This window comes from Zobellella sp. An-6 (assembly GCF_052487945.1).
On record NZ_CP199259.1, the window covers coordinates 2,551,109 to 2,563,751 of the forward strand.

The following is a 12,643-nucleotide window of genomic DNA, read 5'->3' on the forward strand; positions in this document are numbered from 1 at the left end:
CACCTCGCAGGTTAAATACCGCTTCAGTGTAGGTCAGGGCGAGGCGGTCGGCCCGGGTGGGCGGCGCTGCAACACAACGGTCATAAAACTGTCGCACTGTAATAAAACCGTCATATTCGCTCGGCATAGTGGCGCCAACTTCAGCCCGAGAGAAAGCATGATGAACCTGGAATCCACCGCCGTTCCCGGAGCCGCAGACAACAGCGCCCAGTCGAACTGGCTGTCCTGGCTGCTGGTCGCCGTTCTGATCTACGTGCTGCTGGCCGCCGTGGGCGCCATCGGCGACGGCTTCAAGGCCGCCACCGGCAGCAACGCCAAGGAGCTGTTCGCCTTCGCCTCCAACCCGGCCATCGCGCTGATCATCGGGGTAGTGGCCACGGCGCTGATCCAAAGCTCCAGCACCGTCACGTCCATCATCGTCGGCATGGTCGCCGGCGGCCTGCCCATCGCCATCGCCATTCCCATGGTGATGGGCGCCAATATCGGCACCTCGCTGACCAGCACCCTGGTGAGCCTGGGCCATATCCGCAACGGCGAGGAATTCCGCCGCGCCTTTTCCGCCGCCACCGTGCACGACAGCTTCAATATTCTGGCGGTGGCCATACTGCTGCCCCTGGAGCTGCTGTTCCGCCCCCTGGCCACCGCTTCCGAATACCTGGCCGGCCTGCTGGTGAGCGATGCCAGCGTCAGCATGAGCAACCTCAACTTTATGAAGACCCTGCTGGCACCGGCCGGCAATATGCTGGACACCGCCACCGGCTGGCTGCCGGGCATCTGGTCGGGAGTCGCGCTGATCCTGGTGGGCATCGGCCTGATCCTGCTGGTGGTGACCCAGATCGGCCGCATACTGCGCACCCTGATGGTGGGCCGGGCCATGAACATACTGCACAGCGCCGTGGGCCGGGGCCCGGCGTCCGGCATGGCCTCCGGCACCCTGATCACCGTGCTGGTGCAATCCTCCTCCACCACCACCTCGCTGATCGTGCCCCTGGCCGGCACCGGCGTGTTTTCGCTCAAACAGGTTTATGCCTTCACCCTGGGCAGCAACGTGGGCACCACCATCACCGCCCTGCTGGCCGCCACCGCCATCACCGGCGCCTCCGCCCTGGTGGCGCTGCAAATCGCCCTGGTGCACCTGTTGTTCAACCTGCTGGCCATCGCCCTCATCTACCTGCTGCCCTTCCTGCGCCAGGTGCCGGTGCGCATGGCCGAAACCCTGGCCCACCAGGCCCAGCGCAACAAGGGCTATGTGCTGGCCTATATCGGCGGCGTCTTCTTCGCCCTGCCGCTGGCCATGGTGGGCGTCAGTCAGCTGTTCTGATGGCCTCGCCCCGCCGGGCGTAGCGCCGGGCCAGCACGGCGCACGCCATCAGCTGGATCTGGTGAAAGATCATCAGCGGCAGCAGCGCCGGGCCCAGCATGGATCCGGCAAACAGCACCTTGGCCATGGGCACGCCCGTGGCCATGCTTTTCTTGGAGCCGCCGAAGACGATGGTGATTTGATCTTCCCGGCCAAACCCCAGCCGCCGCCCCAGCCAGGCGGTGAGCAACAGCACCAGGGCCAGCAGCAGGCAGCACACCGCCGTCAGCAGCGCCAGCCGCGCGGGCGACACCGCATTCCACAATCCCTCCACCACGGACGCGCTGAAGGCGGTATAGACCACCAGCAGGATGGAGCCCTGATCCACCCGTGCCAACAGGGCCCGGCGCCGGTCCACCCAGCCGCCGATACGGGGCCGCAACAGGTGCCCCGCCACAAAGGGCAGCAGCAACTGCAGGCTGATGGCGCCGATGGCCTCCAGGGTAGAGCCGGCCGCCCTGTCCGCCTGCACCTGGAGCAACAGCCCCGCCAGCACCGGCGTAAACAGGATGCCGAGCAGGCTCGAGGCCGAGGCGCTGCACACCGCCGCCGGCACATTGCCCCCGGCCAGGGAGGTAAAGGCGATGGCCGACTGCACCGTGCCCGGCAACACGCACAGGAACAAGACGCCCAGGTAAAGCGTTTCTCCCAGCAGCGGCAGCAACACGGGCCTCAGCGCCAGCCCCAGCAGCGGAAACAGCACGAAGGTACAGCCGAACACCAGCAGGTGCAGCCGCCAGTGGGTGGCGCCGTCGATGATGGCCCGGCGCGACAGCCTGGCGCCGTGCATAAAAAACAGCAGGGCGATGGCGGCGGTGGTCAGCCCCTCGAAGAACAGCGCCTCCTGGCCCCGGGCCGGCAGCAGGGCGGCGGCGGCCACCGCCGCCAGCAGAGTCAGGGTGAACTTATCGAACAGCAGTCGCAAATGGCCGAGCATGGCAGGCTCCGGGTTGAGTCGATAAAAAAGCCACTGTACCCTGAACTCCAACCGGAGTTTGTCGGTAAAAGAAGATGAAGTATCGCCAAACGGACAAAACCAGTGCATTGCTAGGGCAACTGGAGCAGCTCAGGGCCCTGCCCCGCCCGGTGCTGGGCCATGCCCAGTCCCTGCCGAACCAGGCCATAGACAGGCCCCATTGCCATCCCTGGGTGCAGCTTTCCTACGCGGAGCGCGGCGTGGTGACGGTGGAAACAGCCGACGCCCGCTACCTGGCGCCACCCAGCCTGGCGGTGTGGATACCGCCCGGCCTGGAGCATGGCGTGCGGCTTGGATCCAAAACCCGGATCAGCAGCCTCTATATCGCGGCCGATGCCCTGCCGGCGCGGGGCTGCCAGGTACTGGAGATCAGCCCCCTGTTGCGGGAGCTGATCGTCGCCTTCAGCCACTTCCCGGTGGAATACGACGACGCCGGCGCCGAGGGCCGGCTGGCGCGGGTGCTGCTCGACCGGCTGGCCGCCGCCCCCAGCCGCGATCTGGTGCTGCCCTGGCCGCGGGATCCGCGGCTGCAGCCCCTGTGCCGGCAGCTGGCGGCGCAACCGGACTGCCCCCAGCCGCTGGGCCATTTCAGCGCGCAGCTGGGGCTCAGCGACAAGACCCTGAGCCGGGCGTTCAAGATGGACACCGGCATGAGCTTTCGCCAGTGGCGCCAGCGCTGCCGGCTGCTGGCCGCCCTGCCCCTGCTGGAGCGGGGCGAGCGCATCACCGACGTGGCCCTGGCCTGCGGCTACGACAGCCTGTCCGCCTTTATCGCCGCCTTCCGGGCGCTGCTCGGCCGCACCCCGGGGGACTATCTGCAGCCAGGCTGACGGCGTTCTGCTCCCCGGCAAGGGCCACCCTTTGCGCCGATAATTAAAGTGCCCGCCCGGCACGAGGCGGGCATGACACCGGCTCTTGCGGGAGGAGAACATCATGCATGCGAGCATACGCAGGTACAAAACCCGGCCCGGTGCGGCGGAAGAGCTGCTGCAGCGGGTCAACGCGGGCTTTGCCGCCATCATCGGCCAGGCGCCCGGCTTTATCGCCTACTACGCGCTGAATGCCGGCAACAATGTGGTGGTATCGTTCAGCCTGTTCGACAGCGCCGACAACGCTGCCGCCTCCAACCGGCTGGCCGCCGACTGGGTCAGGGAGAACATCGCCGCCCTGGTGGTGGCTCCGCCCGAGATCAGTGGCGGCCCGGTCACCACCATGATCACCGCCCAGTCCAGGGCGGCGGAGGACGACAGCCTGAATATCTGACAGCCAGGCGGATGCCGGCCCCGCCGGTTGGGTGACAAACTCATTTGTCATAGCCGAAGAAGTCGACCAAAGGGTCCCACTCCGCCGACTCGCTTCAAACACGTCCATGTGACGCTCGGCACATGCCATCCCTGGCATGTGACGGTCGGTGGAGCGGTTCCCTTTGGCCTCCTCCCTAGCCTGGGAATTACGTTTTTAGGTGTTCAACGGTGTGTCGGCAGTCGGCGGCTTTTTAGCCGCCACCCAGCGGCAGCGCCGTGCTGTACTTGATCTGCTCCATGGCGAAGCTGGAGGTGATGTCCGACAGCCCTTCGGTGCTGGTGATCAGCTTCTTGTAAAAGCGGTCATAGGCATTGATGTCGGCCACCACCACCCGCAGCAGATAGTCCCAGTCGCCGGACATGCGGTAGAACTCCACCACCTCCTCGAAGGCGGTCACCGTCTCGGCAAAGCGGGCCAGCCAGCGACTGTCGTGGCGCTGGGTCTTGATCTGCACAAACACCGACAGTCCGAGCCCCAGCCGCTCGCCGTCGAGCAGCGCCACCCGGGCGCGGATATAGCCCTCTTCCTCCAGCCGCTTGACCCGCTTCCAGCAAGGCGTGGTGGATAAGTTCACCGCCTCGGCCAGATCCTTCAGCGCCAGGGTCGCGTCCTGCTGCAACAGGGCCAGGATTTGCCTGTCGAAAGAATCCATTCTATTAAACCTTTAATAAAGAGGAAAATTTTCCAAAAAATAGCACTATAGGCGGAAAGAAGGAAAACTTATTTCCCGAAGACGGGGATACAATTTCCGCCTACCGCCACCGGGAATTAGACCATGAACCACTGGATCCGCACCGCCCTGCGCACCCTCTCCAGCGATCAGCTGCGCACCTCCGACACCCACCTCTACCGGCTGGATATCCCCGGTATCAAGGGCGTCGACATCTACCTCAAGGACGAGAGCACCCACCCCACCGGCAGCCTCAAGCACCGGCTGGCCCGCTCCCTGTTCCTGCACGCCATCTGCAGCGGCAAAATCCGCGCAGGCACCCCGGTGGTGGAGGCGTCCTCCGGCAGCACCGCGGTGTCGGAAGCCTACTTCGCCCGGCTGCTGCAACTGCCCTTCACCGCCGTGATGCCGCGCCACACCACCCGCAGCAAAATCGCCCAGGTGGAGCGGCTGGGCGGGCGCTGCCATTTCGTGAGTCACGCGGGCGAAGTCTATGCCGAAGCCGAGCGGCTGGCGCGGGAGTGCGGCGGCCACTACATGGATCAGTTCACCTACGCCGAGCGGGCCACCGACTGGCGCGGCAACAACAACATCGCCGAGAGCATCTTCCGGCAGATGGCGGAAGAGCCCCACCCGGTGCCCAGGGCCATCGTCATGAGCGCCGGCACCGGCGGCACCTCCGCCACCCTGGGCCGCTATATCCGCTACCTGGGGCTGGACAGCCGGCTGGTGGTGGTGGATCCGGAACATTCGGTGTTCTACGACAGTTACCGCACCGGCAACCCCGGCCTCACCAGCCAGGCCGGCGGCCGCATCGAGGGCATAGGCCGGCCACGGGTGGAGGCCTCCTTCCTGCCCGAGGTGATCGACGAGATGATCAAGGTACCGGACGCCGCCAGCATCGCCACCATCCACTGGCTGGAACAGATCCTCGGCCGCAAGGCCGGCGGCTCCACCGGCACCAACCTGTGGGGCGCGCTGCAACTGGCCCGGCGCATGCAGGAGGCGGGCGAGCAGGGTTCCATCGTCACCCTGATGTGCGACGGCGGCGAGCGCTACCTCGACACCTACTACCACCCCGACTGGGTCGCGGAGCATATCGGCGATATCGCCCCCTACCGGCAACAGCTGGTGGAACTGGGCTAACCCAAGCCGGAAGCTGGAAGCTGGAAGAGAATAAGGCCTGTTTCACAGGCCTTGCCGGCTAAAGCGACAGCTACAACAACATCTTGCTTACAGGTACCACACCGCCCCTCCAATTCGCATAGCTTCTAGCTTCCAGCTTCCGACTTCCAGCTTGTCCTTAAGACCAGCATGCAGGGGGTGAGCAGCAGGGTCAGCAGGGTGGCGAAGCTCAGGCCGCCGGCGATGGCGCTGGAGAGCTGGGTCCACCACTGGGTGGACGGCGCCCCCAGCCCGAGGCTGGGGGTCAGCAGATCCACGTTCACCCCCAGCACCATGGGCATCAGCCCCAGCACGGTGGTGACGGCGGTCAGCAGCACCGGGCGCAGGCGCAGGCAGCCGGTTTCCAGCGCCGCCTCGAAGGGCGGCAGGCCGTCGGCGCGCAACTGGTTGTAGGTGTCGATCAGCACGATGTTGTTGTTCACCACTATGCCCGCCAGGGCGATGATGCCCATGCCCACCATGACGATGCCGAAGGACTGGCCGTTGAGCAAGAGCCCCATCAGTACCCCGGCGGTGGAAAAGACGATGGCCGACAGCACCAGGGCGGTCTGGTACAGGCTGTTGAACTGGGTGACCAGGATCAGCGTCATCAGGAACAGCGCCACCAGGAAGGCGGTGGTGAGGAACCGGGCCGCCTCGCGCTGATCCGCGTCCTCCCCCGCCACCACCAGGCCGACCCCGGACGGCAGCTCGATGTTCTGCCCCGCCAGGGCCGCCAGCCGCTCGTCCAGCCGGTAGCCCTCGGCGATGTCCGCCTGGATGGTGATGGTGCGCCGCCCGTCCACCCGGTGCAGGGTGCCGATTTTGGGGGCCGGGCTCAGGGTCACGAAATGGCTGAGCGGCACCTGGCCGCGCTGGGTGTTCAGGGTCAGGCGCGACAACTGATCGAGGGAACGCCAGCTCTGGGGCAGCCGTACCCGGATGTCCACCTCGTCACTGGCGTCCTCGGGGCGATAGCTGGCCAGCTTCAAACCATTGGTCACCAGCTGCACCGCGTTGCCCACGCTCAGCACGTCGGCGCCCAGGCGGGCGGCGGCCTCCCGGTCGACCCGGATGCGCCACTCGATGCCCGGCAGGGTGCGGTTGTCCTCGATGTCGGCAAAGCCGCCCAGGGCCTGCATGGCGGTGCGGATCCGCTCCGTGGCCTCGCTCAGGGCACGCTCGTCGGTGCCCGACACCCGCAGCTCCACCGGTTTGCCCGCCCCCGGCCCCATCTGCTGCTCGCGAAACTCCAGCACCACGCCGGGAATGTCCCGGGTCAGCCCGGTCATGGTCTCCTTGATGGCGCTGGCCGGGCGGCGCCGGTGCCAGTCGGTGAACTGGAACTGCAATACCCCGATGACATCGGTGCCCATCTGGCCGTCGGCCATGGCGAAACTGCGGGCGTAGAGCGCCTTCACTTCGGTCAGCCCCTGCAGGCGGCGCTCCACCTCGCGCAGTATGGCATCCTTCTCGTACACCGACAGATCGCCCCGGGCGCGCACCTGCAGCTGGGCGCTGTCCGGCTCGATATCGGGGAAGAATTCCACCCCGTGGTTGAAGCGGGCGTAGGCGGCGTACAGCAGCGCGATGATGGCCAGGGTGCCGGCCAGGGTCAGCCCGGGCCGGCACAGCAACCGGCTCAGCACGGCCCGGTACAGCGCGAGCCCGGGCACGGTCACCGGCCGGGCGTAGCGGGGCCGGTGCCGGCTCACGCCGCCCATGGTGGGCAGGAACACCAGCGCCATGGCCAGGGAGGCCAGCAGGCAGATGATAACGGTGGCGGGCAGGTACTTCATGAACTCCCCCACCACCCCGGGCCAGAACAGCAGCGGCACGAACACCGCCAGGGTGGTGGCGGTGGAGGCGATCACCGGCCAGCTCATGCGGTGGGCGGCGTTCACCCAGGCCTGGGCCGGGGGCTGGCCGTCGTGCAGGTGGCGATCGGCAAGCTCCGACACCACGATGGCGCCGTCCACCAGCATGCCCGCCACCAGGATCAGCGAGAACAGCACTATGATGTTCATGGTGAAACCGATGGCCCAGATCACCAGAATGCCGGCGAGAAAGGCGCCGGGAATGGTCAGGCCCACCATCACCGCCGAACGCAGGCCCATGGTGGCGACGATCAGGATAAGCACCAGCACCACGGCGGTGAGCACGTTGTTGAGCAGGTCAGACAGCATGGTTTCTATCTGGATCGACTGATCCATGATGTAATGGATTTCCATCCCTTCCGGCAGCAGCGGCCCCGCCTGCTCCAGCAGCGCCTTGACCCGGGCGATGGTGTTGATGATGTTGGCCCCGGCGCGCTTGCTCACCTCCAGCACCACCCCGGGCTCGCCGTTGATGCGGGCGAAGCCGGCGGGATCCTTGAAGTCACGGCGGATAACGGCCACATCGCCGAAGGTGACCACCCGGTCGCCGGCCACCTTGACCGGCAGGCCGAGCACGTCGTCCAGGTTCTCGATCACCCCCGGTACCTTCACCGCCAGCCGGCCGGCGCCGGTGTCCAGGCTGCCGGCGGCCACCAGCCGGTTGTTGCGCGACACCAGGTTGAACAGCTGGCCGTAGTCGATGCCGTAGCTGTCGAGCACCTGGGGATCGACCAGGATCTCCAGCACGTCCTCCCGGTCGCCGCCGATGTCCACCTCCAGCACTTCGGGAATGCCTTCGATTTCCTCCTTCAGGCGGCGGGCGAGGATCACCAGCTCCGCCTCGGACAAAGGCCCCGACAGCGCCACCGACAGCACCGGGAACAGCGCCACATTGATCTCGTGCACCACCGGCTCGTCCGCCTCTTCCGGCAGCTTGCTGCGCGCCGAGTCCACCTTTTCGCGTACCTCCTGCAGCGCCTGTCTGGGATCGAAGCCGGCATCGAACTCCAGCATCACGGAGGCGTGGCCCTCGCCGGCGGTGGAGCTCATCTTCTTGACCCCTTCCAGGGTGCGCAACTCCTGCTCCATGGGGCGCACCAGCAGCCGCTCGGCGTCTTCCGGGCTGATACCCTCCAACCTCATGGACACATACATCATGGGAATGGTCACGTCGGGGTTGGCTTCCTTGGGGATCGCCTGGTAGGCGCCATAGCCGCCCAGCAGCAGGAAGACAAAGGCCATCAGGGTGGCGCGGCTGCGCGTTACCGCCGCCTGGATCAGCGCCCTCATGTTGCCGGCTCCCGCTCGACCGCCCTCACCTCCTCCCCTTCCATCACGAAACCGGCACCCCGGCTGATGAGGCGTACCCGTGCCGGCAGGCCGCCCACCCAGGCCTGTTCCGGGCTGATGGCGAACAGGGTCACCGGCATAAAGCGCACCCGGTTGTTATCATCCACCGCCCGGATGCCGGGCCGCCCCTGCTCGTCCAGGACCAACAGGGCCGGCGACAGCCGGTGGGCGGTTCGAGCCGGCAGCGCTATCCTCAGGCCGGCGCTGGCACCGGCCACCCGCCACTGCCGCAGGTTGTCGAGCCGGGCCTCCAGGGCGTAGCTGCGGGTGGCCCCGTCGGCGGCGCTGGCCACGAAGGTCAGCTCGCCCTCAAGCTCCCGGCCGTCCAGCAGCACCGCCGTGACCGGCAGGCCGGGCTGCAGCTCCGCCACCTGTTGCTGGGGCACCTGGGCGGTCAGCTTGAGTGAGGCAACGTCCACCAGGGTCAGCAGGGGATCCCCCGCCTGCACGAAGTCGCCCAGCTCCACCGGCAGGGCGTCGACACTGCCGGCAAAGGGCGCCGTGACGCGGGTGTGATCCAGCGCCAACCGGGCCGCGTCCAGGGCGGCCCGGGCGGCGGCGGCGGCGGACTTGAGTGCCAGGTAGTCGGTTTCGGACACCAGGTTGTTGCGGCGCAGGCGCTCGGCCGCCGCCACTTCCGCCTGGCGCAGCGCCAGCTCGGCCTGGGCCCGGTCCAGGTTGGCCCGGCGTTCGTCCTCGCTCAGGGCGAGCAGGCGCTCGCCCTCCGTCACCGCCTGGCCCAGTTGCGGCAAGGCGGTGACAACGGCACCGACCCGGGCGCGCAGCTCCACCTGGCGGTGGGGCAACAACTGGCCCTGAAGCAGGATATGGGGCTGGTAGGACTCGGCCTCGAGCCAGATCACCTCGACGCTGGGCCCCGCTATGGCGGCCGGGGCCTGCGGTGCCGCCGGCGCCTCGGCCCGGGCCCGGTACAGCTCGCCCCGCCACAGCCAGAACACGGCCAGGGCCAGCAACAGCAGCCACCAACCCCATTGTTTGTGCCGTTCACACCACTGGCCGAGCTTGCCTGCCATCATCTTGCCGATTTCCGTGCCGAATAGAGCGGATACTCAGCATAACAACTTCACCGAGGGGACAACAGCGGGCCGGATCAAAGACGGGAGCGTCGTCCCGGACACCATGGCATCCGGAACGACAAAAGTGGATGGGATCAGAGGCTGATACGGGTGCCCAGCACCTGGAGGAAGGCCGCCAGCCAGGCGGGATGGGCGGGCCAGGCCGGGGCCGTGACCAGGTTGCCGTCCACATGGGCCTGATCCACCGGGATGTCCACCCAGTCGCCGCCGGCCAGGGCGATGTCCGGCCCCACCGCCGGATAGGCGGAGCAGTCCTTGCCCTCGACCACGCCGGCGGCCACCAGCAGTTGGGCGCCGTGGCAGATCGCGGCGATGGGCTTGCCGGCATCCCCGAAGTGGCGCACCATCTCCAGCACCCGCGGGTTGAGGCGGATGTATTCCGGCGCCCGGCCGCCCGGCACCACCAGGGCGTCGTAGTCCGCTTCGTTGATGTCGGCGAAGCTGGCGTTGAGGGTGAAGTTGTGGCCCGGTTTCTCGCTGTAGGTCTGATCGCCCTCGAAGTCGTGAATGGCGGTACGGATCTGCTCGCCCGCTTCTTTGTCGGGGCAGACCGCGTCCACCCGGTGGCCCACCATCAACAGCGCCTGGAAGGGCACCATCACCTCGTAGTCTTCCACATAGTCGCCCACCAGCATCAGAATGTTCTTCGCGCTCATCGTGCTCTCCTTGAAGGATGTAAAAAAACCTTCTAAAGACTAGCAGAGCCGGCAGGAAGCGAGATGAAGAGTGAGTGACAAATCAAAGAGGTGTACATGGCCCTCGCCTGCGCGGAAGCAACCTGTGCGGCGTCACTGGCCCGGTGGTCACCGGCACATGGCCCTCGCCTGCGCGGAAGCAACAGAAAAGCGCTCCTGGGCGATATCCACACCGTCATGCCCACGAAGAAGGTGGGCATCCAGGGCAGAGGGCACCGATCCTGAGAATGCGGCATGAGCTACAGAGATATATGGACCCCCGCCTTCGCGGGGGTGACAAGATAGAACACGGGGGTGACAAGATAGAACGCGGGGCGGGAGATAAGACCCGGGAGGGTGGATATTAAAAAACCCCGCCGGAGCGGGGCTTTGGGTTCAGTCGAGCTGGCTGCGCAGCCAGTCCAGCACGGGGCCGTAACTGGCGGGCAGCAGGGGCTCGAGCCGGTCCAGGGCCGAGCGGGTCTCGGCCTGGCTGTCGAGGCAGAAGTTGATGTGGCCCACCTTGCGGCCGGGGCGGACTTCCTTGCCGTACCAGTACAGCTCGGCGCCGTCCACCGCCAGCCAGCCGTTGTCCCGCTCGGTGCCCACCAGGTTGACCATGACGCTCAGGTTCTTCACCCGCGGCTTGACCAGGGGCAGGCCGGCCACGGCGCGCAGGTGCGCCTCGAACTGGCTGACGCTGGCGCCGGCCTGGGTCCAGTGGCCGCTGTTGTGCACCCGGGGCGCCAGCTCGTTGATCAGCAGGTGGTCGCCGACCCGGAAGCACTCCATGGCCATCACGCCCACGTAGTCCAGATCGTTCATCAGCCTGCCCAGCATGCCCTCGGCCTCGGCCTGCAGGTGGGCCAGCCGCGCCAGGGGCGACACCGAGCCCAGCAGGATGCCGTTGACGTGCAGATTGAGGGTGAGCGGGTAGAAATAGCACTGGCCGTCGTCGCCGCGCATGCCCACGATGGACACTTCCTCGTCGAAGTCGATGGCCTGCTCGGCGATGGCCTGGGTGTGCCAGTCGTCGGGAATGGCGTCCCGGCCCGGCTCGCGCAGCCAGTGCTGGCCGCGGCCGTCGTAGCCGCCGGTGCGGCGCTTGAGCAGCACCCGCTCGCCCAGGGCCCGGTGCAGCCCGTCGGCGGTGGTGTCGGCTTCGACCGGGCGCCAGGGCGCGGTGGCCAGCTCCAGCTTGTCGATCAGCGACTTCTGGGTGAAGCGGTCCGCCAGTATGGGGAAGGTGTTCAGGTTGACGAAGCCCGGGTGTGCCGCCAGCTGGCGGGTGGCGGCGGTATCCGGCCACTGTTCGCGCTCGGCGGTCACCTGCTCATGCAGCTGCAGCGGAAAGGTCTCTTCCGATTCGATGTCCACCGGGCACACTTCGAGGTCGAGGGGCATGCCCGCGTGCTTCAGCATCTGGCCGAGCTGGCCGGCGCCCAAAACCCAGATACGACTCATGCTTCCTCCCGCGGATCCGGCTGGCTCAGCACCGCCTCGGTCTGCTCGGTGCGGAAAGCCTCCAGCCGTTCGGCCAGGGCGGCGTCGTTGTTGGCCAGGATCTGGCAAGCCATCAGGCCGGCGTTGAAGGCGCCGGCGGCGCCGATGGCCAGGGTGCCCACGGCGATGCCCTTGGGCATCTGCACGATGGACAACAGGCTGTCGAGCCCGCTCAGGGCCTTGCTCTGCACCGGTACACCCAGCACCGGCAGGCGGGTCTTGGCCGCCACCATGCCCGGCAGGTGGGCCGCGCCGCCGGCACCGGCGATGATCACCTCATAGCCGCGAGCCACGGCCTGCTCGCCGAATTCCATCAGCTTGTCGGGGGTACGGTGGGCCGACACCACTTCCACGGTATAGGCGACCTGCAGCTTATCCATGATTTCCGCAGCGCCCTGCATGGTGGGCCAGTCACTCTTAGAGCCCATGATGACGGCGACTTTTGCTTGCATGACTACTCCTGTTCAACAACGTTCTGCATTGGGGTGGATCCGGGGGAGCGCGGATTATAACACCAAACCGGGCCGCTGCAGCCTTATAACAACGGTCTAACCTGAGCAAAAAGGCGGCAAACGGCAGTCCTCCGTGAGTTTTATCACTGTCTTGCGGCGCCCGATCCCTTAGGCTTACGGAGCAGAACGAAGCATCCCAGCCACGATACGGAGAC

General features: G+C 66.8%; 11 protein-coding genes. 4 read left to right on the plus strand and 7 right to left on the minus strand.

Features of this window, described 5'->3' with window-relative positions; genetic code table 11:
- Nucleotides 1–160 precede the first annotated feature (160 nt).
- The gene (locus ACT7DK_RS11890; protein WP_445402338.1) at nt 161–1,321 is read left to right on the plus strand and encodes a Na/Pi symporter; all 1,161 of its coding nucleotides are present in this window, start codon (nt 161–163) and stop codon (nt 1,319–1,321) included.
- Here the strand turns inward: ACT7DK_RS11890 and ACT7DK_RS11895 are convergent.
- Nucleotides 1,305–2,279, minus strand: a complete 975-nt coding sequence (locus tag ACT7DK_RS11895) for a bile acid:sodium symporter family protein (protein ID WP_445402340.1) — start codon at nt 2,277–2,279, stop codon at nt 1,305–1,307. The genes ACT7DK_RS11890 and ACT7DK_RS11895 overlap by 17 nt on opposite strands.
- 92 nt (nt 2,280–2,371) lie before the next feature.
- On the opposite strand from ACT7DK_RS11895, the gene ACT7DK_RS11900 reads away from it, so the two are divergent.
- Both ACT7DK_RS11900 and ACT7DK_RS11905 read left to right on the plus strand, forming a co-directional pair.
- Entirely contained in the window at nt 2,372–3,166 is a 795-nt protein-coding gene (locus ACT7DK_RS11900; RefSeq protein ID WP_445399392.1) for an AraC family transcriptional regulator, read from the plus strand.
- Nucleotides 3,167–3,269: 103 nt separating this feature from the next.
- Nucleotides 3,270–3,599, plus strand: coding sequence for an antibiotic biosynthesis monooxygenase (locus tag ACT7DK_RS11905; RefSeq protein ID WP_445399394.1), 330 nt, complete (start codon nt 3,270–3,272; stop codon nt 3,597–3,599).
- 232 nt (nt 3,600–3,831) lie between these two features.
- On the opposite strand, the gene ACT7DK_RS11910 is transcribed toward ACT7DK_RS11905, so the two are convergent.
- Nucleotides 3,832–4,293, minus strand: a complete 462-nt coding sequence (locus ACT7DK_RS11910) for an Lrp/AsnC family transcriptional regulator (RefSeq protein ID WP_445399396.1) — start codon at nt 4,291–4,293, stop codon at nt 3,832–3,834.
- Between the two features lie 123 nt (nt 4,294–4,416).
- Between ACT7DK_RS11910 and ACT7DK_RS11915 the strand changes: the two genes are divergently transcribed.
- The gene (locus ACT7DK_RS11915) at nt 4,417–5,457 is read left to right on the plus strand and encodes a PLP-dependent cysteine synthase family protein (RefSeq protein ID WP_445399398.1); all 1,041 of its coding nucleotides are present in this window, start codon (nt 4,417–4,419) and stop codon (nt 5,455–5,457) included.
- Nucleotides 5,458–5,582: 125 nt separating this feature from the next.
- On the opposite strand, the gene ACT7DK_RS11920 is transcribed toward ACT7DK_RS11915, so the two are convergent.
- The 5 genes from ACT7DK_RS11920 to purE form a co-directional block, all read right to left on the minus strand.
- A complete protein-coding gene (locus tag ACT7DK_RS11920) occupies nt 5,583–8,642 on the minus strand; it encodes an efflux RND transporter permease subunit (RefSeq protein WP_445399400.1) in 3,060 nt (1,019 codons plus the stop codon).
- A complete protein-coding gene (locus ACT7DK_RS11925; RefSeq protein WP_445399402.1) occupies nt 8,639–9,739 on the minus strand; it encodes an efflux RND transporter periplasmic adaptor subunit in 1,101 nt (366 codons plus the stop codon). Before ACT7DK_RS11925 ends, ACT7DK_RS11920 begins: the two co-directional genes overlap by 4 nt.
- Before the next feature lie 134 nt (nt 9,740–9,873).
- Nucleotides 9,874–10,455, minus strand: a complete 582-nt coding sequence (locus ACT7DK_RS11930; RefSeq protein ID WP_445399404.1) for a DJ-1/PfpI family protein — start codon at nt 10,453–10,455, stop codon at nt 9,874–9,876.
- Between the two features lie 414 nt (nt 10,456–10,869).
- A complete protein-coding gene (gene purK / locus ACT7DK_RS11935; protein WP_445399406.1) occupies nt 10,870–11,937 on the minus strand; it encodes a 5-(carboxyamino)imidazole ribonucleotide synthase in 1,068 nt (355 codons plus the stop codon).
- Nucleotides 11,934–12,428: a 5-(carboxyamino)imidazole ribonucleotide mutase gene (gene purE, locus ACT7DK_RS11940; protein ID WP_094040768.1), complete on the minus strand. Its 495-nt coding sequence runs from the start codon at nt 12,426–12,428 to the stop codon at nt 11,934–11,936. Before purE ends, purK begins: the two co-directional genes overlap by 4 nt.
- Between the last annotated feature and the right edge of the window lie 215 nt (nt 12,429–12,643).

Bases quoted from the DNA above. Each gene is read 5' to 3' on its own strand.
- ACT7DK_RS11890 (WP_445402338.1), top strand. From the start codon at position 161: ATGAACCTGGAATCCACCGCCGTTCCCGGAGCCGCAGACAACAGCGCC.
- ACT7DK_RS11900 (WP_445399392.1), top strand. From the start codon at position 2,372: ATGAAGTATCGCCAAACGGACAAAACCAGTGCATTGCTAGGGCAACTG.
- ACT7DK_RS11905 (WP_445399394.1), top strand. From the start codon at position 3,270: ATGCATGCGAGCATACGCAGGTACAAAACCCGGCCCGGTGCGGCGGAA.
- ACT7DK_RS11910 (WP_445399396.1), bottom strand. From the start codon at position 4,293: ATGGATTCTTTCGACAGGCAAATCCTGGCCCTGTTGCAGCAGGACGCG.
- ACT7DK_RS11915 (WP_445399398.1), top strand. From the start codon at position 4,417: ATGAACCACTGGATCCGCACCGCCCTGCGCACCCTCTCCAGCGATCAG.
- ACT7DK_RS11920 (WP_445399400.1), bottom strand. From the start codon at position 8,642: ATGAGGGCGCTGATCCAGGCGGCGGTAACGCGCAGCCGCGCCACCCTG.
- ACT7DK_RS11925 (WP_445399402.1), bottom strand. From the start codon at position 9,739: ATGATGGCAGGCAAGCTCGGCCAGTGGTGTGAACGGCACAAACAATGG.
- ACT7DK_RS11930 (WP_445399404.1), bottom strand. From the start codon at position 10,455: ATGAGCGCGAAGAACATTCTGATGCTGGTGGGCGACTATGTGGAAGAC.
- purK (WP_445399406.1), bottom strand. From the start codon at position 11,937: ATGAGTCGTATCTGGGTTTTGGGCGCCGGCCAGCTCGGCCAGATGCTG.
- purE (WP_094040768.1), bottom strand. From the start codon at position 12,428: ATGCAAGCAAAAGTCGCCGTCATCATGGGCTCTAAGAGTGACTGGCCC.